Source organism: Methylobacterium sp. WCS2018Hpa-22, from assembly GCF_031843785.1.
Taxonomy (GTDB): Bacteria; Pseudomonadota; Alphaproteobacteria; order Rhizobiales; family Beijerinckiaceae; genus Methylobacterium.
In genome coordinates, this window is the sequence record NZ_JAVTJA010000007.1 from 36517 (window position 1) to 59188 (window position 22672).

The window sequence follows — 22672 nt, forward strand, 5'->3', positions numbered from 1 at the left end:
AGGCCCCATCGCGCCGGCTTTCGGCGCAAGAACGGAAAGAGGCCGCCCTTCGCGATGCGAGGGGCGGCCTCTTTCGTGGTTCGGTCTCACATCGGACCTCACCGCGCCTGACCTATGGGTCAGGGACAGTGAGGCTGGGTCTCAATAAGCGTTCTTGGTGGTGACGAGGGACAGAGGCGTCGCCAGCATGATCTGCACGTCGAACAGGATGGACCAATTCTCGATGTAGTAGAGATCGTGGTCGACGCGGCGCTGGATCTTCTCGTCCGTGTCGGTCTCGCCGCGCCAGCCGTTGATCTGGGCCCAGCCGGTGATGCCGGGCTTGACCTTGTGGCGGGCGAAATACCCATCGACCACCTGGTCGTAGAGGGTGGTGCTGGTCGTGGCCTGAACCGCATGGGGGCGCGGCCCGACCAGGGACAATTCCCCCTTCAGGACGTTGAACAGCTGCGGCAGCTCGTCCAGCGACGTCCTGCGGATGAAGCGGCCGAGGGGCGTGACCCGAGGGTCGCCGCGCGTCACCTGCTTCGACGCGGTGAAATCGGACTGGTCGGCATACATCGACCTGAACTTGTAGACCTCGATCGTCTCGTTGTTGAAGCCGAGACGCTTCTGCCGGAACAGGATCGGACCCGGCGAGGTGACGCGGACGGCGATCGCCAGACCGAGCATGACCGGCGCCAGTACGACCAGCATGGCTGCGCCGACGACGCGATCGAAGATGGCCTTGGTGACGATGTCCCAATCGGCCATCGGCTTGTCGAATACGTCGAGGACCGGGACGGAGCCAAGATAGGAATAGGCCCTCGGGCGCAGCTTGAGCTTCGTCGCCTTCGCGGAGAGGCGGATGTCGATGGGCAGGACCCAGAGCTTGGCCAGCATCTGGAGCAGCCGATCCTCGGCCGCGATCGGAAGCGTGAAGATCACGAGGTCGAGGCGGGTCGAGCGCGCGTAATCCACGAGGTCGCTCACCGTGCCGAGCTTCGGGTAGCCGGCGACGACCGAGGAGGACCGGTTGTCCCCCCGATCGTCGAAGACGCCGACGATGCGGATGCCGGATTCGGTTTCCGCCTCGAGGGAGCGGATGAGCTCTTCCGCCAGCGGACCGCCGCCGACGATGGCCGTGCGCCTGTCGAACTGCCCGCGCAGCATGCGGGCCGTGACGAAGCGGAGGAGGGCGAAACGTCCTGCGAGGAGCAGGACGAGCCCCAGGCCGTAGAACGTCGCGAGCCAGATCCGGGAATAATGGTCCGCGACCTTGGCGAAGACCATCGCCGTGGCGACGACGAGGAAGGTCAGCGACCAGGCGGCGGTCAGGCGCAGGGCCGGTTTGAAGAAGGTCCGGAAGGCGGCGATCCGGTAACTGCCGAAGATCTGGAACGACGCGACCGCCAGCACGGCCACGGCCAGGATCGCCGTGGAATAGCTCCATCCCAGGCCGACCGTGCCGCCGATCTGAACGCGATGCACGGCAAAGCCGAAGAGGGCGATGAGCAGCAGATCCGCCAGCCGAACGCTGCCCGACAGCACGACGGGAGACAGCACGCCGCCATGATCGCGCGGCGCCCCGATTTCGGCGGGGGGAATGGTCGACGGGGCAGGGCCATACTGGGACGCATCTCCCGCTTTGGGCTGGCTGGGTTGCCCCGCCGCCTTCAGAAGGTCGCGAACGTCGAAGGCGCTCATCGTTTGCTCTCGTTCAAGCTTTCCGCCGATGCGATGGAAGAGGATGCCAGACCGACATCACGGAACGTTTAACGAGGTTCTGGCCGCCAAAGCATGGCGAAGAGCAAGTCAGCGTCACTGTGGCGGTTCCTTCATCGCAGGCGGCGATGCTTCGTGCATCGATTTATCTCGCCGCAGCAGGGCGGCGGCGTAGCCCGACAGGACATCCGCCCCCATCCGCCGCATGGAGAAGCGGGCCCGCACCGAGTCACTGAGAGCTCGGGCTCGGGCGGCGCCCTCGGCGGTGTCTTCGTCGAGCAGGCGGACAATGGCGTTCTTGAGGGCAACGGGATCTCCGGGTCTGACGAGATCCGTTGCCGCCGTTCCGAAGATTTCCGGGATGCCGCCGACATTGGTGGAGACGAGGGGCTGCTGCGCGGCGGCGGCTTCCAGCACCACGTAGGGCAGGGATTCGGCGAGCGACGGGACTACCATGATCCGTCCCTTCGCCAGGGCGATCCGGATCGGCTGTGGCGGCTCGAACGCCACCGCGCCCGATAGGCCGAGCTTCCGGGCCCTCTCCACGAGCTGGTCTTCATCCGGGCCGGAACCGACCATCAGCAGGCGGGTGGGGCGCCCCTCGGCGCGGAGCGCCACCAGGGTGTCGAGCAGGACCGGGATGCCCTTCGCCTCGCGCAACTCGCCGATATAGAGGAGGTCGTAGGCGTCCGCCCGGTGCAGGACCGGTGCGAACTCCACCTCGTCGATGCCGTTATGGACGATCCGCACGGTATGGGGTCTGCTCCCCACGAAGCGGCCATGCCGACCGGCGACATATTCGCTCTCGAACAGGAACACGTCGGTCCGCGTCGAGAGCAGGCGCTCGACCCCCATGTACAGGCGGTGGCGCAGCGTGCCGGGCTTGTAATTGTAGCTGCCGCCATGGGGGGTATAGGCCCTGATCGGCGAGGGTACGCCCGCTGGCAGGCGGGCGATGCGCGCATAGGCGCCACCCTTGGCGCCGTGTCCGTGCAGGATCGTGGCGCGGATCTCCGCGGCCCGCCTCGCGACCGCCCGGACCACCACGATGTCCGAAAGATGCGGGTTGCGCCGCATGGGAACCCGGACGATGCCGAGCGCGAGATGGGGCAGGAGCTCGTCCAGAGCCTGGACCGCACGCTCGCCGCCGGTGGACGCATCGCAGACGAGCCCGATTTCGTGCCCGGCGGCGGACTGGATCCTGATCAGGTCGCAGACGTGGCGGAACAGCCCTCCCACCGGCGCACGGAACACGTGCAGGATGCGATGGACGGCCTCGCCCGCGCTGCTGGCGGGGCCGACGGACAGAACGGAGGCGGACGCACTCACGACGGACAAGCTCCACGCGACGACCGTTCCAGCCGAATGGCGGTACGATGTCGACGGACACTGGTCCCCAGAGATGGTGCGATCGTTAAGGGCCATCCGCCTGGGCAGCGATTCGGGCCGGCGAACGCCCTGAAACCTCCCGTTCGGTTAGGCAGCCCCTAACGCACCGTCGTCGAAGCCCTGCGCTGGCCCAGGTGTGGAGAAGCCCGCCGGGGCGATAGGAACACCCGATACGTGCCGTCTTGCCGCGGGCCGGTAGGCCCACCCCGCCCGCTGCTTGGCCTCACCTCGACCGCCGGACACCTCGCGAGAAATACTGAGTTCTCCATTTATTGCGGCTTCCTACCTCAAATGGGGGTTGCGAATATTCGGTCCGCTCCATAGTCATTTTGACAAGCAATATACCCGATTCGTATTTATTTTAGCAGCGAATATGGTTATATTGATGTTTTAATTCTGTATTAATTGGATCGGTCAACCCTATGGCTTCGATAAACGGAACTCAATATTCTGATCTGTTGAATGGTTCTTCATCGGCAGATGTCATAAAAGGTTTCGGCTATGGGGACGAAATCTATGGGAATGGTGGCAATGACACCATCTACGGAGGAACATCTGTCATCGTTGCTCCGGAGGATGATGATGACGGTGACGACTATCTCGATGGAGGGGCCGGCGATGACAAGCTATTCGGGGGCGTAGGCGACGACCTGCTTGTCGGTGGAACGGGCAACGACAGGCTGACCGGCGGCGACGGCGGCGACACTCTCTTGACCGGTGACGGAGCTGACGTCGTCGTGATCGAGCGTTTCGCGGATGGGGAGTATTACTATTACTCCAATGACGACACGGTGCTCGATTTCTCGCGGGCATCCGACCTCATCGATGTGTCGTCGCTGAATATCTCGTCGTTCGACACGATCCGGCACATGCTGACATCCACCGGCAGTGGCGATGCGACGCTGTCGTACACATTCGGTTCCTACGTGGAGCAGACGACGTTCCTCGGAGTCGCCCCCTTCCGGCTCAGCGCCTCGAACTTCGTGCTGTCGAACGTCGTGGCCGACGATGTTCTGGACGGAACCTCATCGAGCGACGATCTGTTCGGCGGGCTCGGCAACGACACGCTGACGGGCCTGGAGGGCAACGACCGCTTGTTCGGCGAGGCCGGCAACGACACGCTGATCGGCGATGCCGACGAGGCCACGGAAGCGTATTCCGCCGATCTTCTGGTCGGTGGCGTCGGGAATGACCGGCTCTTCGGGAATGGTGGTTACGATCGTCTGAACGGCGGTTCCGGTGACGACGTCCTCGATGGCGGCAGCGACGACGACAAGCTCGTTACCGGTTCCGGTTCTGATACCGTCGTCTATGCGCCACACGAATACGGCGAGACCGACATCGTCCGGGATTTCGACGTGGCGAGCGACAAGATCGACCTACGTGCGTTCAACATCTCGTCGATGGCGACGGTCAACGATCTTCTCAGCGTCAATTCCGATGGCGACACCGTGCTGTCCATCGAAGGCGACGGCATCTCCACCGACCTGATCCTGGCCAACGTCGATCGGTCTACACTCGGGGCAAGCAACTTCGTCTTCGATCTTGTGGTCCAGAGCGAGCGCATCACCGGATCGGATTATGACGACGACCTGTTCGGTGCCCTCGGCAACGATACGCTGACCGGTGGCGACGCCAACGACCGGCTCTATGGTGAGGATGGCAACGACATCCTGCAGGGCGGCGTCGGGACGACAGTCGCGGACAAGTCACTCTATGACGGCGACGACATTCTCATCGGCGGCACAGGCGACGACTCGCTCTATGGGGGCGGGGGCAACGACGTCCTGCGTGGCGGCGACGGCGCCGACAAGCTCTTCGGCCAGAACGGCGACGACTCCCTCTATGGCGGCGCCGGCGATGACACCTTCGTCATGCGGAAGCTGACGGCATCGGAGACGGACACGATCTTCGACTTCGAGGCGCCGAGCTTCGATAGCGAGACCAATACGGCCCATGGCGACCGGATCGACCTGTCGGCCTTCGGCATCGGGTCGATCGAGGCGCTCGATGAGATCCTCAGCATCGACGAGGACGGCAATGCTGTCATCGAGATTACGAGCAACGGATATGCCCAGCGCCTCGTGATCGCCGGAGCTTCCCCCGACGAACTCGATGTGAGCTCGTTCGTGTTCAGTGCATCGACCGCGAACAACAGCGTCACGGGCAAGACGAGCACGGATGATCTCTTCGGCGGCGGCGGCAACGATACCCTCAAGGGAGGAGAGGGTGGCGATCGCCTGTTCGGCGAAGAGGGGAGTGACATCCTTTACGGAGGCGCCACGACCAAGGCCGTCACCGAGGCGGATGGCGGAAGCGATCTGCTCTACGGCGGTGCCGGCGACGACACGCTCTATGGCGGTGGCGGCAGCGACATCCTGCGCGGTGGCGACGGCGCCGACAGGCTGTTCGGCAATCTCGGCGAGGACACCCTCTTAGGTGGCGGAGGTGCGGATAGCTTCGTCTTCGATCGCGCGACCTCCAGCGGTTTTTCCAGCGATACCATCCTCGATTTCCGCGTTGCAGACGGTGACCTGATCGATCTGTCGATCATTGACGCCGTAGCTTCCTCGACGACGACGAATGAGACATTCACCTATATCGAGGGTGCGCGGTTCACCGGTGCAGGTCAGGTCCGCTTGTCCCGTGACGGCATCTATACGGTGATCGAAGGCAGCGTCGACAAGGACGCCTCCGCCGAGTTCGAGATCAGAATTGCCGGACGGCCCGCCATCGATGCGGGTGACTTCATCCTGTAAGCGCCGAACGCGACACGGAAGAACGGGGGCATCGATCCGGTGCCCCCGTTCCTCGTTTGGCGGGGTCGTCCTGTCTTCTCGATCATTGCTTCCACAATCGGCAATCGGGATCGGCCCCGCCTTCGCCCATTGATCGATGAGCCCATGACAGAGAGAACCCCACATGGCAGAGCTCAACGCATACGGTACCCTTAATATGGAGGGCATCTACGTTACAGGCGAGTATTATTTTTGGGAATATCTTTACTATGAAGATAATTATCTGAGCATCGGATATGAGTAATTCGAAGAGGGTGATTTAATCGAGTGCTATGGTTCAAACTTTACTTACGACGAGGGCGGTTTTATCGCTAAAGGATTGATCGCGCAAGTAGAGTATACGGCATATTTTATTGACTATAAATAATATTATGATGAAGAAACGGGGGATTGCGAATATTATGACGAATATGTCAGCGGGGGCTATAAAATCACAGGCCTGAGTGTCGATTTTTCTGATATATCGCTCAATTCCGTCGAAGAAAACCGAGAGCTGATCTTTGGTGGAAAAGATTTGATCACAGGCTCGAACGGGAACGACTCCCTGATCGGGTATGACGGCAACGACAGGCTTTATGGGGGCGGGGGAGACGACAGCCTCGACGGCGGAAACGGCTCCGACAGCGACTATGTCGGCAACGATAAACTCTATGGCGGCAACGGCAACGACAAGCTTATGGGGCGTTATGGAAACGACCGGCTTGAAGGCGGGAACGGCAATGACAAGCTGGATGCCGGCTCCGGCAACGACACGCTCCTGGGGCAGGATGGCGATGACGTTCTCACCAGCGGCAAGGGAACGGACTATCTTCTGGGTGGGGCAGGATCCGATATCCTGAATGGCGGCGCCGACAAGGACCTCCTGTCCGGCGGCGGTGGCAAGGGACTCGACACGTTCGTCTTCACACTGGACAAAACCCCGGGCGCGATCTCACGCTCGGATACGATCCTGGACTGGAATTCGACCTACGACAGCATCGACCTCAAATATGCCGGCACGCGAGACAACTATTTCGAGACCAAAACTGCGGCTACCTCCGCCGAGATGGCGTATGCGCGCTATGACGGCGTCCTGAAGAACGGCGACATGACGCACCTGTTCCTCTACAACGCCTCGTCGAAGACGGGTTACCTGCTTTCCGACCAGAACGCCGACCACATGTTCGACACGGTGGTCGTGATCAACAATGCCGCCAGCGCTGCGAGCATGAGTTATCTCGATCTTATCTGACCTGGCGTGGACAGACGAAGGCCCGGATCGGATGGATCCGGGCCTTCGTCGATCGACGACGTATCGAAGACGAGACGTCCTCAGAAGAAGCGCTCCTTGATGACGATCGTGTCGCCGGGCCTCACCAGATAGGTCATCGGGACGATGCCCGAGACGAGGCCGTTCGGCCCCTCTCGGGTGAGGACGGCGTAGTCGCGGGCCGCCCGCGGTCCGAAGCCCGCCGCGATCGCCACCGCCGTCTCGACGGCCATGCCGTTGACGTAGGGATATTGCCCCGAGGTCGTGACCTCGCCGAGGATGTAGAACGGCCGATAGGCATCCACCTCGACGGTGACATGCGGCTCGCGCACGAAGCCCGCCGCGAGCTTGGCCTCGATGGTCCGGGCGGCCTGGGCCGTCGATTGCCCTCCCACCTTCACGAGACCGATGAGCGGCATGGCGATGCCGCCGGATCCGTCGATCGCATAGATGTTGGACAGGTTGTCCTGGCCGAAGACGATGACGCGCAGCCGGTCGCCGGTGGCGAGCGTATAGCGCCCGCCGATCGATCCGGTGGCGGTGGCGTCGAGCTGCGCGGTCCGGAAGTCGGGACGCAGGCATCCGCCCAGTGCCAGAGTGGAGGTGAGAGCGAGGAGAAGGGAGCGCCGGTTCATCATCCAAGCCGCTAAGAGCAAGTTTCTGCCTCTATTTGTAGGATCATATGGTTAACAAAAACTGATATCGCGGAGGGAATGCGATGCGTTGTGGCCGATCTTAACCGACGATCAATCTTAACGAGTTCTAGTCTTCCGGGAGGCGCCCGATGCGGCGTCCTGCTTTGCGTAAAGATCCTCTCATGCCTCGCTCGCAGCAGCCCGTTTCCACGATCGAGCCGATCCCCCAGCGTGACGAGGGGCTCGGCCTGTCCCAGCTGTTCGGAGTCCTGGCGCGGTCCTGGCGCTGGATCGTCCTTCCCACCGTGGCGGCGGGGATCGGGGCCATCGTTTTCGTGCAGGTCGTTCCGCCGCGCTACACCGGCGAGGCCAAGATCCTGCTGGAGAGCCGCGACGCGAGCTTCGCCCGCACCGCCCAGGAACGCGGCGAACAGCCCCTGGCCATCGACGAACAGGCGGTGGCGAGCCAGGTCCAGGTGGTGATGTCCCGCGATATCGCCCGGGAGGCGATCCGCCGCCTGAAGCTCGTGGGCAATGCCGAATTCGATCCCGAGGTCGACGGCATCGGTCCGGTCCAGCGTGTCCTGATGATGATCGGGCTCACCAAGAACCCGATGGAGCGGGCGCCCGAGGACCGGGTGCTGGAGACCTATTTCGACCGGCTCCTGGTCTACCCGGCCGGCAAGTCCCGCATCCTGACGGTCGAGTTCCGCTCGCGCGATCCGGAACTCGCGGCCAAGGCCGCCAACACCATCGCAGAACTCTACATCGCCTCCCTGGAATCGGCGAAGGTGGACACCGCCCGCTACGCCTCGACCTGGCTCGGCGGCAACATCGACACCCTGCGCACCCGCGTTTCCGAGGCCGAGGCGAAGGTCGAGACCTTCCGAGCCCGCAACGGCCTGATCAGCGGCGGCGGTGGCACCACCAGCCAACCCCTGGGCACCCAGCAGCTCAGCGAATTGTCGACCCAGCTGTCCCAGGCCCGCACGGTCAAGGCCGACCTCACGAGCCGGGCCAAGCTCATCCGCGAAATGATCAAGGACGGCCGCGCCTTCGAAATCCCGGACGTGGCCAACAACGAGGTCATCCGGCGCACGGTGGAGCAGCGCATCACCCTGCGCGGGCAGCTCGCCCTCGAATCGCGGACGCTGATGCCGGCCCATCCCCGCATCAAGGAGCTGACGGCGCAGATCGGCGACCTCGACGCACAGATCAAGGCCACCGCCGACCGGGTGGTGCGGACGATGGAGAACGATGCCCGCATCGCCGAAGCCCGGGTCGACAGCCTGAACGCCGCCGTCGACGCGCAGCGCGAAGTCGTCTCCAAGGGCAATTCCAGCGAGGTCCAGCTTCGCGCCCTCGAGCGCGAGGCGAAGGCGCAGCGCGACCAGCTCGAATCCTATCTCTCGCGCTATCGCGAGGCCTCGGCCCGCGATGCCGAGAGCGCAGCGCCCGCCGATGCCCGCGTGGTCTCCCGCGCCGTGGTGCCGCAGGTCCCGTCCTTCCCGAAGAAGCTGCCCATCGTGGCCCTCGCCCTCGTGATGGCGATGCTGCTGTCCAGCGGCGGGGTGGCGGCGCGTCATCTTCTCCGCGATCCCGGCGACACCCGCCGCCGGACCGGACCGGACGATCGGGCCACCGAGCCCACTCCCTTCACCTTCCCGGAAGCCTCCGTGGCCCTGTCGCGGAGCGGTCCCGCCGCCTCCCTCTACGAAGCGCCGCTGACCGCCCGCGTTGCCGTGCCCATGACCACCGTTCCCGCATCCGCCGCGGAACTGGCGCCGATTCCGGTGCGTGAGGAAACAGCCGAAGAGGCGGCTCGGTCGCCCGTCTCCAGCTACGATCTCCAGGCCCTCATCCATCTCCTGCGCGAGCGGATCGGCCGCAACGGCGGAAGCATCCTGGTTGCGGAGACCGACACGGCCGCCGACCGGCAACTCGCCGCGATCCTGGCGGAGGCCCTGGCGGCGGGCGGGCGCGTTCTGATCGTGGACGTCAACGGCCCGGCCTCACCGTCGGACGATGCCGGCCTCACCGACCTCGTTGCGGGCGAGGCTGCCTTCCTCGACGTGATCCGATCGGTGGCCTCGGTGCGCAGGCTCCACGCCATCCCGCGCGGTTTCGTCGATTGCAACATTCTCACGGACGAGCCGGAAGCGCTGGCCATCGCCCTGGACGCCCTGGCCCAGAGCTACGACTGGGTCGTCTATCGCCTCGGCGAGGCCCTGTCGCAGGAGGCCCAAGACCTGCTGGAGGCCATGGCGGGCCGGATGAACGCCATCGTCATCGCGTCCGACAAGTCCCCCGAAGATCCCGAACTCGTCTCGCTCCACGGCCTGGCCGAACGGGCGGGGGCCGGCACGATCCTCGTCGCCGGTGAGCAGACCGAGAGCGAGGGTGCCGCCGTGGGGAAGCCGGGAAGCGGCCTCAGGCTTTCGGCGGCGTAAGACCGACATCTTGCGGATGGGCTGCTGCCGCGCGGTCGCAGGTTCGGCCCGGATGACCAGCGCCGATGCCGCGTCCGGGTTCCCGGGCGATGCCCTTAAGGATTCGCCTCGCCGGCGGCGCTGCCGTGGCGAGCCGGGCGGTGGAGCGCCTTCCGAACCGCCTTCGCCAGACGCGCCAGGCGCTGGCTGCGCTTGATCCGGCGCTTGAGCCGGGTGGCGGCCATGGCCGGAATGGCGAAGAGATGGCCGCGCAGGGTGACGGCGATGGTCACTTCACCGAGCTGGATCGTCTCGTCGCAGATATTGGCCTTGTAGCGGGCCTCCCCGACTCCGAGATCGAAGCTGCGGCGGCCCCGTTCGGTCTGATCGCGTATGAGGTGGTGCAGCAGGATGTCACCGGGACTCGACCGCCCCACCGTGGGTGTCTGGTCGAAGGAGGTCATCATACCGCTGTAGCGCGTCTCGCTCACCGCACCGGCGAAGGTCGCGAAGACCTGCCCGGTGTTGCACGCCACCAGGGCGGCGACTTCGATCGCCGCGCCCCGCACCTCGTTCGGATCGTCCTGCCGGCAGGCGCCGGTGGCGATGAAGCGGCGTATCCCCTCGTCGGCATAGGGGTCGGCGATGTTCATGGCGGCGAAGCGCGAGGCCTTCTGGGCGAAAAAGGCGGAGAGGTACGTCCTCACCTCATCGGCATTCGAGGCTACGCGGTACTCCACCGGGCCGAAGGCCTCGATCAGCTTCTTCTCCTTCGAGCGCATCTTCTTGCGCGCGTCGGCGCTGAAGACGCGCTTGGCGGTGGTCTCCGCGTCGGGGCCGAGGATCAGGCCATAGGCGTCGCTGACGGCCGGCGCGGCGTGGAGGCTCAAGGGATTGGCCGCGCCGTCCCAGAAGCGCGGCTGATGCCCGAGGAGATAGACATCGATCCCGGCCTCGCGCCCGACCCGGCGCAGGAGCTCGACGAGATCCTCGGCGCGCATGGACGCGGCCTCGCGGGAGGCGAACATCGGCATGTGATAGTTCGCGTGCTTGCAGCCGATCACCCGCGCCACGCGGACCCCGCGTTCGCGCGCGACCTGGAGCGGCAGGATCACGCGGGGCCGTCCGCCGGGATCGCGCAGCACGATGACCCGTAGGGAGGCGTCCTGTTCCTCCGGGGTGCAGCCGAGCTTCGCCGAGACGAAGGCCGAGACCCAGTCGAATCGCTGATAGGGAGTCGACAGCGCGGCGGGATCGCTCTCGACGCTCCGCCACAGAGCCTCGACGCTCGCCAGATCGCGAAACACCTCCGGAACAAGCCGCCCGCGGACGCGCTCCTGCATCATGCCGACTCCGGTGAGATCGTGAACAAGGACCCTCATCACCGCCTCCCCATCATCGGCACCTAGCGCTCCGGCTTCTTAAGCGCTGGTGACGATGGGAAACGGCAAGCCATCATTGTGCGATGTGGGTAACGAAACCTTGCGGGTTCAGGATCGAAAAGTCATCCCCGCCACGCCTCCGCTCCGGTGACGTCCATGCCCTCGGCCGAGTTTCGTCACCGCCTGTTCGATGCGGGGTTTCGCGCCATCGTGGCTTCCGGAGCCGACCGTTGGCTGAAGCGCGTCGCGCAAGGGCACGGTCTGATCCTCACCTTCCACCATGTCGACCCGGCCCCCGCGGGGGCCTATGCCCCCAACGGCCTGCTCTCGATCACGCCGGATTTCCTCGACGCGGTGCTGGGCACGCTGGTCTCGCGGGGGTTCGACGTGATCGGCCTCGATTCCGTGGCCGAGAGGCTCGTCCGGCCCGCCGGGGACAGGCCCTTCGTCGTCCTGACCTTCGACGACGGCTATCGCGACAACGCCCGGTACGCCGTTCCCCTCCTGAGACGGCATCGCGTTCCCTGGACGCTCTTCGTCACGAGTGACTTCGCCGAGGGGAGGGGGCGCCTGTGGTGGATCGAACTCGAACGGGCGATCGGCCGCCTCGACCGGGTGCGGGTTCCTGCCGACGAGGCGCCGGCCCTCGATCTGCCCGCCGCCACGGCGGAGGAGAAGATGGTGGCCTTCGCCGCGCTCTACCGCCGCCTGCGCGCAGGATCGGAGGAGCGCCTGCTCGCCACCATCGCCGTTCTCTGCGACGAGGCCGGCATCGGGGTCGGGCGTATGGCGGAGGAGCTCTGCCTGTCCTGGGAGGAGCTGCGCGGCCTCGCATCCGATCCACTTCTGACCATCGGGGCCCATACCATCACCCATCCGATGCTGGCGAAGCACGGCGAGGCACGGGTACGTCGGGAGATCGGGGAGGGCAGGGCACGGATCGAGCGTGAGATCGGCCGGCCGGTCAGGCACCTGTCCTATCCGGTGGGGGATCCGACCTCGGCCGGGATGCGGGAATTCGCAATCGCCCGCGAGACCGGTTTCGACACGGCCGTGACGACCCGCCCCGGCCATCTCTTCCCCGGCCATGCCGACCATCTCCACGCCCTGCCGAGGGTTTCGGTGAACGGGTTGCATCAGTCGAGGGCGGCGCTCTCCGCGCTGCTGTCGGGTGTCCCGTTCCTCGCCTGGAATCGCGGGCGGCGGCTCAGTGTCGAGTAAGACCGATCGACTGAGCCCGGTCGGGTCGGTCCCGCGCGGGGCCGGTCAATGCCGCCGGCGGCGGCGATAGGACGAGCGGCTCTCGCTTCCCCCGACGGTGAAGCTGGCGCTCTGGCGGCCCTGGCGGGTGTAGCGTCCGCGCCTGCCGCGCTGGCCCTTGCGGGTCTCCTGCGCCGGCTCGTCGGCCATGGGGAGCGATTCGGTGCTGACCGGCGGGACGGCGGCGAGCGCCGTCGCGACGGACGAGGAGGCCGATCCACCGTCGCTGCCCCCGCCCCCGCCGCCGACATTCTTGGCGGCCGGCCCGAACATCGCGAGGCACTGATTGTAGGCGAGATCGTTCTTGAGGCGCTCGCATTCCGCCATCGAGCGGGGCGCATTCTGTGCCGAGGCTGGCGTGCCGAGAGCCGGAAGAGCGGCGCAGCCGAAGCCTACGAGCAGGAAAGACGCGAGGAATCGGTTCATGGGGCGGAGGATCTTGGCCTGGATCTGACGAAACGTCGAAGCTTGCCCAAGCCTGTGGCTGCCGAGTGCGGCGAAATCCCGGCGTCGGGGGAAATCCTCAGCGGGCTCGCGTTGGCAAGCCAACGCTTCGCCTCGCTTAAGTCATTGAAACGTCACATGTTTCAGGACGCAAAACCGGTGACCACTTTTGCTAAACCTGCTTAGGGTTCAGCGCCCGCCATCGACATCCTTTCGCTCCATCCAGCGGATCAGCGGCATCAGGGGGAAGATCCAGGCGATGCCGAGGAAGGCGTAGAGGATGGCCTGCACGGCCGGAGGCGTTTGCGAGATGCGGCTGTCGGCCAGCGCCATGGCGAGGGGCGCATAGAGCGCCACGAAGGCGAGCATGCCGATCGTGCCGAGCAGCGTGCGGGTGCGGCGGCGCATGGGCGCTCTCCTGGCATGGGCCTTCTCCCCGGCAGGGAAGTCCGGCGGTGACGTCCATCGACTGTCGTGCAATCGGTCCGCCGGGGTTAGGCCGACCGCCCCGGCAAGGCAATTGCCGCTCGCGCCGCATCCAAGCCCTCTGCGGCCCAAGCCCTCTGCGGCCCTCGGCGCCGTTGCCCCCGTGGCCGCGCATGCGTAACGCAGGGGCGCAGGCACGGGACACCCGCGCCGATCCCGACACCACGCGAGCCCCTACCGCGATGCCTTCACGCGAAACCACCTCGACCGCACCGGTCCGTTCCACGAACCCGGTCCGCGTCTGGCTCTACTCCCTGGCGATCCTCGTCGTGGCCATGGTCGCCGTCGGCGGCGCCACCCGCCTGACCGGATCGGGCTTGTCGATCACCGAATGGCGGCCGGTGACGGGTGTGGTCCCCCCGGTCTCCGAACAGGCCTGGGCGGCCGAGTTCGACAAGTACAAGGACACGCCGCAATACCGTATCCTCAACCAGGGCATGGGGTTGTCGGACTTCAAGGTCATCTATGCCTGGGAATGGGGCCACCGCCTGCTCGGGCGCATCCTCGGGCTCGCCTTCTTCCTCCCCCTCCTGGTGTTCTGGTGGCGCGGCCTCGTCGACCGGCGCCTCGGATACGGGCTCCTCGCCCTTGGCGCCCTCGGCGGTCTTCAGGGCGCCATCGGCTGGATCATGGTCGCCTCCGGTCTCCAGCCGGGGATGACGGCGGTGGCGCCCCTGAAGCTCGCCCTGCACCTGACCACGGCGAGCCTGATCCTGGCCGGCCTCGTCTGGCTGGCGGCCGGGTTGCGGTCCGGCCCGTCGGAGCCGGCACCGGGTCGCCTGAGGATCTTTGCGGCCCTGCTGCCGGTCCTCGTCCTGGTCCAGATCGGCCTCGGCGGTCTCGTCGCCGGGTCGAAGGCCGGGCTCGTGCACAATACCTGGCCCGACATGGACGGCGTTCTGGTGCCGAATGCCTCCGAACTGTTCGCCGTCAGCCCGTGGATCGAGAACTTCGTCGACAACGTCACCCTGGTTCAGTTCAACCACCGCCTGATGGCCTATCTCCTTCTGGCGGCAGCGCTGTTCCATGCCGTCGATGCAAGCAGGCGGCTTCCCGGGAGTGGCACGGCCCGCCGCGCCATCGGCATCGCGGGCCTGACCGCGGCACAGGCGGGACTGGGCATCGTCACTCTCCTGCTGGCGGTGCCGCTCTGGGCGGGCCTCGCCCATCAGGTCTTCGCCATGGCGGTCCTGATGATGGCGACGGTGCATGCACGGCTGAGCCGCGGCGCAACCCGGCGCACCCTGGCATCTCCCGCCGGCGCGACCACCGCCTTCGGCTTCGAGGGCATGACGGGCCGAGGCGCTTAGGCCCGCGCGGAACGCGTCGTAGCGGAGGCCGGACGGCTCGGCGCGCCGGCCTCTCACTCGCGAACGATGGGGACCTGACCCGACCCTGTTTCCGGACGTTTGCAGAGCGAAGGCTGCTGCATCGCACAGACCGTTTCACCGCGATGCAGGATAGGAAAAGGCGGATTGGCCGGATGCTTGCACCCTGCCAGCCACCATCGGCGAGCGTCCCCCTCGGCCATTTTTTGTTGCGTTGCAGCGAAACTAAGCTTGGGGTTGTGCCGTTAGCCGATGTGTCGATGGCGCCGTGAGAGCGGGGCCCGGCAGCGTCACGCCACAACCGAAAGGCCGTCCAGCATGCACGACCAACGCCTCGTGTCGGAAGAGCAGGTACTCGTTGAGCGCGACCAGACGGTACGCGAAGGTGCCGACGTGGAGGGGACGCGCCACGCGCGGACCCGGAAGGTCGTCGTCGGCCTCACGGGACTTCTCGGAGCGGCCTGGGCCGTCGTCCTCGCGAGCCGCTTCACGACCTTCTCCTTCTAGGAATCCTCCCACTGGGAAAATATGCGGGAATCAGGTAGGCGGCGGTTCACGATGCTCGCCGCCTACGCAGTTCGAACAGGGAACGAGTCCGGCCCTTCGGCGCTTAAGCTTAGGTTAGGAAAGTTCGGAGTCAGCGATGTTCCTGGCTGAGGACGGTAGACCCATCGGACTGACCTGGAACTACACCCGCCGGGAGCTGATGGCAGATGCCGCAGTGCATATCGCCGGCATCGCGTTCGGTGTGGCGGGCTCGATCGCCATCGTCATCCTGGCGGCGATGGCCCCGCTGGATTGGACCGAGCGGGCGGCCGTCGCGGTCTATGCCGCCGCCCTGGTGTCGATGCTCGGTGTGTCGGCCACCTACAACATGTGGCCCGTAGGGCGCCGCAAGTGGATCCTGCGCCGAGCCGACCACGCCCTCATCTACCTGATGATCGCGGGCACCTACACGCCCCTCGTCGCCCTGGTCGGGCGCGGATCGACGGCCTGGATGCTGCTCGCCTTCATCTGGGTCCTGGCGGGAATCGGCATCGCCCTGAAGCTTCTCATGCCCGGCCGTTTCGACCGGGCCGCCATCGGCCTCTATCTCCTCCTCGGATGGAGCGGCGTCGCCACCTACGAATCGGTGATCGGCGCGCTGAACCCCGAGGCGCTCTGGCTTCTGGCAATCGGCGGCGTGCTCTACTCGGCCGGCGTCATCTTCCACGTCTGGCGCAGCCTGCCGTACCAGAACGCGATCTGGCACGCCTTCGTCCTCGCCGCCACGGCCTGCCATTACGGCACCGTCCTCACCAGCGTGATGAGCGCCGCTCCCTAGGCGGCGCTCAGTGGCACGTCCCCCGACTTCCCGGTTCTTCGCCTACTTCCCGTTGCAGAGACCCTGCCCGGAAAGTCGGTTGTGTTCGCGCGGATCGCAATCCGTAGCCAGGAAGGAGGCCCATTCCGCGGTGGTGCCGTAGAATGCGTTCCGGTCCACGTCACCGCGCACGCCGGGAACCCGGCCCGTGGAGGTGAACTGCCACAGCATCCACTTCCGCTTGGCGAAGCGCTGCTCGGGCTCGGCCGCCGTGGAGCGGACCCAGTGCGGATAGTCGAGCAACTCGTCCTCGAGCACGTCCTTATGGAAGGTGATGTCGGTATAGATGATCGGCCGCTTGCCGGTGTAGCGCTCCATCTCGTCGAGCATGTAGCGCATCATCGCCAGCGCCTGGGCCTTCGGCAGCTTCTTCGGGCAGAGCTGCGAATGGCCGTTCCATTCCACGTCGAGGACGGGGGGCAGGGCGGTGGGATCGTTGGGGACGTTCTTCTTGAACCACTCCACCTGATCCTGGGCCGAGCGGCACCAGAACACGAAATGGTAGGCTCCGCGCGGCACGCCGGCCTTGGCGGCTCCCTCCCAATTGGCGCGGAAGCGTTCGTCCACGTGGTCGCCGCCCTCCGTCGCCTTGATGAAGGCGAACTGCGTGCCGGCTCCGCGCACCGAGGCCCAGTCGATCGGCCCCTGCCATTTCGAGATGTCGATACCCTGGATCGGGTGCTGCTTGGCACGCGCGACCCCCGGATGGGGCTTCACGTCACCCTTTGTGGGATAGAAGTCGCTCTGGTTGCCGGCGCAGGCCGCGAGCGTCGCGAGCAGGGCGGCGGTCAGCGAGCGTTTGGCCCAGCGCATCGCGGCGTTGCGTGGCATCACGGCCAAGTCTGTCGGGGCGATCCCGTTCTCAAGCGACATTGATGCCCGGTCCACCGTTCTCACGCGCTACACTCATGGGTAAGGGATGGCCCCGTGCGGTTAACAGAGCTTTGACGGCAATGCGGCGGAATTCCGGAACTCGTTGCGGGCGAACCACATAGGGTGGATTCAGGCGCTTTCGCCGCAGGCCAGTCGTGGATGCTAAGTCCCGAGCCGATCAGGCATTTCGAGGGGAGGGGAGTCTGGACAAGGTTTTGTTCACCATCGGTTACGAAGGGTTGGATTCCGAGCGTTTCGTGGCGACTTTGAAGGATGCCGGCGTCGCGACGCTGGCCGACGTTCGCGCGGTGGCCAATTCGCGCAAGCGGGGCTTCTCGAAGAACGCGCTGAAGACGAGCCTGGAAGAGGCGGGCCTCACCTATGCGCATGCGCGGGAACTCGGCACGCCGAAGGCCGGGAGAGAGGCTGCGAGGGCCCATGATGCCGCGCTGATGCGCCGGATCTACTGCGAAGAGGTGCTCGACACCGCCGATGGCGGGCTCGCCCTCGCCGCCCTGTGCGAGGTCGCCTCGCGGGCGCCGACCTGCCTCCTCTGCTTCGAGCGCGACCCGGAGCGATGCCACCGCCGTGTCCTGGCCGAACGACTGGAAGCGAACGGTTTCAGGACGGTCGACCTGTTCGGATAACACCGTCCCATGACTTGCCCGCGTAAGGCCGGTTCCGACCGAGCGGAGTCGTTGACAATCTAGAGTTCTGTTGCCCACATGTTTCTCGACCATGAATGGTGGTCGGATTCTCCGGCGAGAACGCGGGTGACGCGCAAATCCCTCGATCAGACCCTCGGCTTCCTCCGTTCCCTCGACCGGACGGCGAGCGGCGAGGACGTCGCCCGGGTTCTGGCGGCGGAACTGGCGGATCTCGGCGTCGCTCATATCATGGCGGCCACGGTACCGGTACGGGGCACGTCCGTCCGCCAGCAGCGCGGCCACGTCCTGCTCAACACCTTCCCGATGGAATGGGGCCGGCGCTACCTAACGCGCGGCTATGCCTTCCACGACCCCACGGTGCAGCGCCTCGGCTACTCGACCGCGCCTTTCGCCTGGAGCGACGCCACCGATGAGCATGCCGACGATCCCCTGGCGCGCAGGGTGATGGACGAGGCTGCGGATTTCCATCTGCGCGACGGCCTGACGATTCCGCTGATGACCCTCGACGGCGAGACCGCCGGGTTCAGCGTCTCGGGCGAGCGCCTCGCCATCGATCCGGCGGATCGCGGCATGCTCCAACTGATCGCCACCTACGCGTTCGGCCACCTGCTGCTGCTGAACGGGCAGAGCCCGGCGGCCTCCGCGCGCCTCGCCCCGCGCGAGCGCGAGGCCCTGCAATGGGCGGCCGAAGGCAAGACCGATTGGGAGATCGGCGAGGTCATGGGGATCTCCGCCCATGGCGTCGATTTCCACCTGCGCTCCGCCCGCGCCAAGCTCGGCACCGCCAACCGCACCCAGGCCGTCGCCATCGCCCTGCGGCGGGGGCTCATCATCTGATGGGCTCGAGACCGGACATTCGATAGTCTCGCGCGAACTCAACCTCGCGAGAGGAGTCGACGATGCCCAAGGTCAGCACCTGCCTATGGTTCGGGAGGGATATCGAGGCGGCGGTCGGCCTCTACGTCTTCCTCGTCCCCGATTCGCGGATCGACCATGTCCAGCGCTCGCCTGGACCCTGGCCGGGCGGGGAGGCGGGTGATGCGCTGCTGGTGACCTTCACCCTTGGCGGACAGAGCTTTCAGGCCCTGAACGGAGGCGCCACGGCCGATTACGGCACCGCCGCTTCGATCTCGGTGGCCTGCGCCGACCAGGACGAGGTCGACCGGTTATGGGCAGCGCTCACGGCGGATGGCGGGGCCGAGATCATGTGCGGCTGGCTCCGGGACAGGTGGGGCGTGCCCTGGCAGATCGTGCCCACGATCCTCCCCCGGTTGCTGGCCGACCCCGATCCGGCCGTGGCGCACCGCGTCTTCTCCGCCATGCAGACCATGATCAAGCTCGACGTCGCCGCCCTCGAGCGCGCGGCCGCCGGCTGAACCGGACGTCTCGCCTCATCCGCCGCCCGGGCGTTCGCGGCGGCCGAAGCGCTCGGCGATGACGATGCCCCCGAGCACGAGGGTCAAGGCCGCGGCCTGGTACCATTGGAACGCTTCGCCGACGACGAGGATGGCGAGGCCCGAGCCGAAGATCGGCACGAGGTTAACGAACACCCCCGCGCGGTTCGGGCCGATCAGTTCGACGCCCCGCATGAACGAGAGCTGGGCGATCAGGGACGGGCCGAGGGCCACGAAAGCGACGATGGCCCACCCCTTCGGTGTCGGCCAGATCAGGGTTCCGGCAGCCTGTTCGAGGACGAGGGCGGGCAGGGAGGTCACGAGGGCCGCCAGCGCCATCGCCGAGAAGAAGGTCAGGCCGGACATCTTGGGGCGGTCGGCGAGGGAGACGGTGTAGCCGGCATAGAGCAGGCAGGCGCCGAGCATCAGCATGTCGCCGATGTTGAAGGAGAGCGTCGACAGGATGTGCCAGTCGCCGTGGGTCGCCGCGACGCCCGCGCCGCCGAGGGTGATGACGACGCCGAGGAGCTGCGCCCCGGTGACGGCGACGCGGTGCACGACGTAGTTCAGCAGGATGACGAGCACCGGGATCGCCCCCTGGAACAGGGCGACGTTGACGCCGGTGGTGTAGATGCCGGCGGCGTAGAACAGGCTCGCATAGGCGGTGTAGCCGCAGGCCCCCATCAGCAGGACGTAGCGCCAGTGGCGCGCGATCAGGTGGCGCTCGGCCACGATCCCGCGCCAGGCCGGCAAGGCCAGCGCGAGGCAGGCGAAGGCCCAGCGCAGGCAGGTGAGCACCTGAGGCGAGACTTCCCCGACGGCCCATTTGCCCGCGACCACGTTGCCGCCCCACAGCAGGGTCGTGAACAGGAGGAGCGGGTAGGCGGCCCCGGCGCCACGGGTCTCGACGGCCGGGCCGGGGGAGGCGGACGGAGAGGTCATGATCCCTTCGGGGGCTTTGTTCGGAGATGTTTCTTCGCTGGCGGTACCGCCATCCCCTTCTGTCCCGCCCATGACGGGCTGAGCAAGGCCGCCGGAAGCAGGGCTGACATCACGGATCCTACCCGGAGACGGTCCGGGGAGGGCGGCGCTTGGCGGCGGGTTTGGGGACAGGCAGGGCGGCGGCGATCCGTGCTGCGTCCCTCGTCCAGAGATGCAATGCGGCGTAGGCTCGCCAGGGCCGCCAGGCTTCGGCCCGGACGAGCAATTGCGCCGGTGTCGGACGCCCCGCCCCGATATCGAGGGATCGGAGCAGGGCGAGGTCGCTCGCCGGCAGCGCATCCGGTTCGCGCAAGGCCCTGAGGGCGATGTACTGTGCCGTCCACTCGCCGATCCCGCTCAACGCCCTCAGGGCGGCCACCGCCGGATCGAGCCCGCGTCCCCGTGCGAACAGAGCGGGATTTGCATGGGCCTCCGCCGCAAGGGCGCTGATCGCCCTGCCGCGTGCCCCCGGCATGCCGAGGGTCGCGGCCACGTCTGCATCGAGCAGGCGATCCGGCGTCGGGAACAGGTGGGTCAGCCCCGTTCCGGCGTATTCCGGCGCCATCGCTTCACCGAAGGCGGCAACCAGTCGGCCGGCGAGCCGGGTCGCCGCATTGACCGAGACCTGCTGTCCGAGAATGGCGCGTACCGCGATCTCGAACCCGTCCCAGGCGCCCGGAACCCGCAGGCCCGGCCGTTCGGCCACGAGGGGTGCGAGGTCGGGGTGGCGTGAGAGCGCGGCCGCGATGACGGCCGGGTCGGCATCGAGATCGAACATCGGCCTCAGCCGTGCCAGAACGTCCGGCAGAATCGCCGGATCGGGATGATCCACCGTCGCGACGAGGGCATCGTCCCCGCCCTGCATGACGGAGATCGTGCCGGGGAGCCCGCCGATGAAGACGGTCCGGGCATAGGCGTCCGACGTCACCACCTCGACACCCGGAATGGCCCGGCCGCCGAAATAGGCCAGGATCGCGGGCCAGTCGTAGGGCGGCCTGTAGGGCAGCGGGATGATGTGGGTCACGACGCTCTCCGGCCGCCTCCACCATCTCACGGCCGCGGGAATCGCGAAGCCGCGCGCAGGCCGGCGCAACGGTGCGAGGCAGGAGGTGAGGCAGGACGGGAAAATCCGGCATCGCCCGTATCGGGTTGCGGGGCGACGCTGTATCCGTTCACGAGGGACAACGCGGCGTATCGATCGCGAGGCCGGGGAGGGCGGTTCTGGTGTCGTGGGTGCGTGGTCTCCTCTTCGCGGGAATCGTGGCCGGAATCGCCGCCTTCGCGGTGAGCGAAGCCGGCACGGCCCTCATCGCCGAACTGCGGGAGCGGGTCGCCCCCGGTCCCCCTGCCCCGCGCCATCTTCCGGCCCAGCGCACCGCCATCGAGGACGGGCGCACCGTGGTCCGGCTCAAGCCGGAGGAGCGCGAGCGTCTCGGCATCGCCACGCAGGTCCGCCCTTACGCGCCGCACCGCGAGGAACTCCAGGCCTATGGCAGCGTCCTCGACGTCGCCAGGGTCACCGACCTGACGAATTCCTACGCCAGCGCCAGGGCGCAGCTCCAGACCGCCCAGGCCCGGGTCGAGGTCTCGCGCAACGCCTTCCAGCGCGCCAAGAATCTCGGCCCCTACGCCACGACAGTCCAGGTCGAGACAACCGAGGGCACGTTCCAGACCGATCAGGCCGCTCTGGCGGCGGCGGAATCGCAGGTCCGCACCCTCGCCGCCACGGCGCAGCAGGAATGGGGGCCGGTGATCGGACGGGCCATCGTCGAGCGCTCGCCGGCCATCACCCGGCTGATCGAGCGCGTCGACTTCCTGGTCCAGGTGACCCTGCCGCCGGGCGAGAGCATCAAGGGCCAACCCGCCGCCGCCTTCGCCGAGGTGCCGCCGCAGAGCGCGCGGATCGCGCTGCGCTACGTCTCGCCGGCCACCCGCACCGACCAGCGCATCCAGGGCCTCAGCTACTTCTACACCGTGCCGGGCGATAGCGGCTTCCTGCCCGGCATGAGCATGCTCGCCTTCCTCGCCTCCGACCGGAGCGTCACCGGCATCAGCGTGCCCGAGGATGCGGTGGTGCATTGGCAGGGCGGAACCTGGATCTACCGCGCGGTGGCGCCCGACGCCTTCGCCCGCCACGCCCTCAAGGCCGACCCGCCCATGTCGGCCGATGCCTATGTGGTGGAGGACCTGCCCGGTGAGACCGAGATCGTGCTGACGGGCGCGCAGGCGCTCTTGTCCGAGGAGATGAAGAGCCTGCTCTCCGTCTCCGGCGGCGTGGACGACGATTGA

Annotated in this window: 20 protein-coding genes and 1 pseudogene; 12 read left to right on the forward strand and 9 right to left on the reverse strand. The window is 66.6% G+C overall.

Annotated elements, in window-relative coordinates:
* Nucleotides 1–141 precede the first annotated feature (141 nt).
* Together RQI43_RS10920 and RQI43_RS10925 are read right to left on the reverse strand one after the other, a co-directional pair.
* The gene (locus RQI43_RS10920; RefSeq protein ID WP_207413104.1) at nucleotides 142–1686 is read right to left on the reverse strand and encodes an undecaprenyl-phosphate glucose phosphotransferase; all 1545 of its coding nucleotides are present in this window, start codon (nucleotides 1684–1686) and stop codon (nucleotides 142–144) included.
* Nucleotides 1687–1800: 114 nt separating this feature from the next.
* Nucleotides 1801–3033 carry a glycosyltransferase family 4 protein gene (locus RQI43_RS10925; RefSeq protein ID WP_311275167.1) on the reverse strand — a complete coding sequence of 411 codons (1233 nt, stop codon included), beginning with the start codon at nucleotides 3031–3033 and terminating at the stop codon, nucleotides 1801–1803.
* A 482-nt stretch (nucleotides 3034–3515) separates the two neighbouring features.
* On the opposite strand from RQI43_RS10925, the pseudogene RQI43_RS24555 reads away from it, so the two are divergent.
* The 3 genes and pseudogenes from RQI43_RS24555 to RQI43_RS10935 all read left to right on the forward strand — a co-directional run.
* A pseudogene (locus tag RQI43_RS24555) lies at nucleotides 3516–3818 on the forward strand (calcium-binding protein); the annotation flags it as partial.
* A gap of 12 nt (nucleotides 3819–3830) precedes the next feature.
* Nucleotides 3831–5852: a calcium-binding protein gene (locus RQI43_RS10930; protein WP_311275168.1), complete on the forward strand. Its 2022-nt coding sequence runs from the start codon at nucleotides 3831–3833 to the stop codon at nucleotides 5850–5852.
* A gap of 553 nt (nucleotides 5853–6405) precedes the next feature.
* Nucleotides 6406–7122 (forward strand): calcium-binding protein, encoded by a 717-nt coding sequence (locus RQI43_RS10935; protein ID WP_311275169.1) that lies wholly within the window; start codon nucleotides 6406–6408, stop codon nucleotides 7120–7122.
* An 80-nt stretch (nucleotides 7123–7202) separates the two neighbouring features.
* Here RQI43_RS10935 and RQI43_RS10940 read toward each other — a convergent pair whose 3' ends face one another.
* A complete protein-coding gene (locus RQI43_RS10940; protein ID WP_056424329.1) occupies nucleotides 7203–7775 on the reverse strand; it encodes a polysaccharide biosynthesis/export family protein in 573 nt (190 codons plus the stop codon).
* A 182-nt stretch (nucleotides 7776–7957) separates the two neighbouring features.
* Between RQI43_RS10940 and RQI43_RS10945 the strand changes: the two genes are divergently transcribed.
* On the forward strand, nucleotides 7958–10225 hold the full coding sequence (locus RQI43_RS10945; RefSeq protein WP_311275170.1) for a GumC family protein: 2268 nt from the start codon (nucleotides 7958–7960) through the stop codon (nucleotides 10223–10225).
* Between the two features lie 95 nt (nucleotides 10226–10320).
* On the opposite strand, the gene RQI43_RS10950 is transcribed toward RQI43_RS10945, so the two are convergent.
* Complete coding sequence (locus tag RQI43_RS10950) at nucleotides 10321–11586, reverse strand: GNAT family N-acetyltransferase (protein ID WP_311275171.1); 1266 nt, start codon at nucleotides 11584–11586, stop codon at nucleotides 10321–10323.
* 156 nt (nucleotides 11587–11742) lie between these two features.
* On the opposite strand from RQI43_RS10950, the gene RQI43_RS10955 reads away from it, so the two are divergent.
* Nucleotides 11743–12807, forward strand: coding sequence for a polysaccharide deacetylase family protein (locus RQI43_RS10955; protein WP_311275172.1), 1065 nt, complete (start codon nucleotides 11743–11745; stop codon nucleotides 12805–12807).
* A gap of 45 nt (nucleotides 12808–12852) precedes the next feature.
* Here the strand turns inward: RQI43_RS10955 and RQI43_RS10960 are convergent, their stop codons facing one another.
* Both RQI43_RS10960 and RQI43_RS10965 read right to left on the reverse strand, forming a co-directional pair.
* Nucleotides 12853–13272, reverse strand: a complete 420-nt coding sequence (locus RQI43_RS10960; protein ID WP_207413100.1) for a hypothetical protein — start codon at nucleotides 13270–13272, stop codon at nucleotides 12853–12855.
* Nucleotides 13273–13479: 207 nt separating this feature from the next.
* Entirely contained in the window at nucleotides 13480–13698 is a 219-nt protein-coding gene (locus RQI43_RS10965) for a DUF2842 domain-containing protein (RefSeq protein ID WP_207413099.1), read from the reverse strand.
* A 260-nt stretch (nucleotides 13699–13958) separates the two neighbouring features.
* Between RQI43_RS10965 and RQI43_RS10970 the strand changes: the two genes are divergently transcribed.
* The 3 genes from RQI43_RS10970 to RQI43_RS10980 all read left to right on the forward strand — a co-directional run bounded on the left by RQI43_RS10970 (nucleotide 13959) and on the right by RQI43_RS10980 (nucleotide 16428).
* Nucleotides 13959–15086 (forward strand): COX15/CtaA family protein, encoded by a 1128-nt coding sequence (locus RQI43_RS10970; RefSeq protein ID WP_311275173.1) that lies wholly within the window; start codon nucleotides 13959–13961, stop codon nucleotides 15084–15086.
* 336 nt (nucleotides 15087–15422) lie between these two features.
* Nucleotides 15423–15611 carry a hypothetical protein gene (locus tag RQI43_RS10975; protein ID WP_056424310.1) on the forward strand — a complete coding sequence of 63 codons (189 nt, stop codon included), beginning with the start codon at nucleotides 15423–15425 and terminating at the stop codon, nucleotides 15609–15611.
* Between the two features lie 136 nt (nucleotides 15612–15747).
* Nucleotides 15748–16428 carry a hemolysin III family protein gene (locus RQI43_RS10980; RefSeq protein ID WP_056424305.1) on the forward strand — a complete coding sequence of 227 codons (681 nt, stop codon included), beginning with the start codon at nucleotides 15748–15750 and terminating at the stop codon, nucleotides 16426–16428.
* A 42-nt stretch (nucleotides 16429–16470) separates the two neighbouring features.
* Here RQI43_RS10980 and RQI43_RS10985 read toward each other — a convergent pair whose 3' ends face one another.
* Nucleotides 16471–17298 (reverse strand): GH25 family lysozyme, encoded by an 828-nt coding sequence (locus tag RQI43_RS10985; protein WP_405030603.1) that lies wholly within the window; start codon nucleotides 17296–17298, stop codon nucleotides 16471–16473.
* Nucleotides 17299–17543: 245 nt separating this feature from the next.
* Here RQI43_RS10985 and RQI43_RS10990 point away from each other — a divergent pair, with 245 nt between their 5' ends.
* The 3 genes from RQI43_RS10990 to RQI43_RS11000 all read left to right on the forward strand — a co-directional run bounded on the left by RQI43_RS10990 (nucleotide 17544) and on the right by RQI43_RS11000 (nucleotide 19384).
* A complete protein-coding gene (locus RQI43_RS10990; protein WP_056424300.1) occupies nucleotides 17544–17987 on the forward strand; it encodes a DUF488 family protein in 444 nt (147 codons plus the stop codon).
* A 126-nt stretch (nucleotides 17988–18113) separates the two neighbouring features.
* Nucleotides 18114–18845, forward strand: a complete 732-nt coding sequence (locus RQI43_RS10995) for an autoinducer binding domain-containing protein (protein ID WP_207413096.1) — start codon at nucleotides 18114–18116, stop codon at nucleotides 18843–18845.
* 62 nt (nucleotides 18846–18907) lie between these two features.
* Nucleotides 18908–19384, forward strand: coding sequence for a VOC family protein (locus RQI43_RS11000; protein WP_311275174.1), 477 nt, complete (start codon nucleotides 18908–18910; stop codon nucleotides 19382–19384).
* 15 nt (nucleotides 19385–19399) lie between these two features.
* On the opposite strand, the gene RQI43_RS11005 is transcribed toward RQI43_RS11000, so the two are convergent.
* On the reverse strand, nucleotides 19400–20344 hold the full coding sequence (locus RQI43_RS11005) for a DMT family transporter (protein ID WP_311275175.1): 945 nt from the start codon (nucleotides 20342–20344) through the stop codon (nucleotides 19400–19402).
* 118 nt (nucleotides 20345–20462) lie between these two features.
* Complete coding sequence (locus RQI43_RS11010) at nucleotides 20463–21407, reverse strand: DNA-3-methyladenine glycosylase (protein WP_311275176.1); 945 nt, start codon at nucleotides 21405–21407, stop codon at nucleotides 20463–20465.
* Nucleotides 21408–21616: 209 nt separating this feature from the next.
* Between RQI43_RS11010 and RQI43_RS11015 the strand changes: the two genes are divergently transcribed.
* Nucleotides 21617–22672 (forward strand): efflux RND transporter periplasmic adaptor subunit, encoded by a 1056-nt coding sequence (locus RQI43_RS11015; protein WP_056424287.1) that lies wholly within the window; start codon nucleotides 21617–21619, stop codon nucleotides 22670–22672.

Coding starts and splice junctions, on each gene's coding strand:
- RQI43_RS10955 (WP_311275172.1), top strand. CDS start 11,743: ATGCCCTCGGCCGAGTTTCGTCACCGCCTGTTCGATGCGGGGTTTCGC.
- RQI43_RS10920 (WP_207413104.1), bottom strand. CDS start 1,686: ATGAGCGCCTTCGACGTTCGCGACCTTCTGAAGGCGGCGGGGCAACCC.
- RQI43_RS10985 (WP_405030603.1), bottom strand. CDS start 17,298: ATGCCACGCAACGCCGCGATGCGCTGGGCCAAACGCTCGCTGACCGCC.
- RQI43_RS10980 (WP_056424305.1), top strand. CDS start 15,748: ATGTTCCTGGCTGAGGACGGTAGACCCATCGGACTGACCTGGAACTAC.
- RQI43_RS10960 (WP_207413100.1), bottom strand. CDS start 13,272: ATGAACCGATTCCTCGCGTCTTTCCTGCTCGTAGGCTTCGGCTGCGCC.
- RQI43_RS10940 (WP_056424329.1), bottom strand. CDS start 7,775: ATGAACCGGCGCTCCCTTCTCCTCGCTCTCACCTCCACTCTGGCACTG.
- RQI43_RS10965 (WP_207413099.1), bottom strand. CDS start 13,698: ATGCGCCGCCGCACCCGCACGCTGCTCGGCACGATCGGCATGCTCGCC.
- RQI43_RS11000 (WP_311275174.1), top strand. CDS start 18,908: ATGCCCAAGGTCAGCACCTGCCTATGGTTCGGGAGGGATATCGAGGCG.
- RQI43_RS10945 (WP_311275170.1), top strand. CDS start 7,958: ATGCCTCGCTCGCAGCAGCCCGTTTCCACGATCGAGCCGATCCCCCAG.
- RQI43_RS11005 (WP_311275175.1), bottom strand. CDS start 20,344: ATGACCTCTCCGTCCGCCTCCCCCGGCCCGGCCGTCGAGACCCGTGGC.
- RQI43_RS10975 (WP_056424310.1), top strand. CDS start 15,423: ATGCACGACCAACGCCTCGTGTCGGAAGAGCAGGTACTCGTTGAGCGC.
- RQI43_RS10970 (WP_311275173.1), top strand. CDS start 13,959: ATGCCTTCACGCGAAACCACCTCGACCGCACCGGTCCGTTCCACGAAC.
- RQI43_RS10950 (WP_311275171.1), bottom strand. CDS start 11,586: ATGAGGGTCCTTGTTCACGATCTCACCGGAGTCGGCATGATGCAGGAG.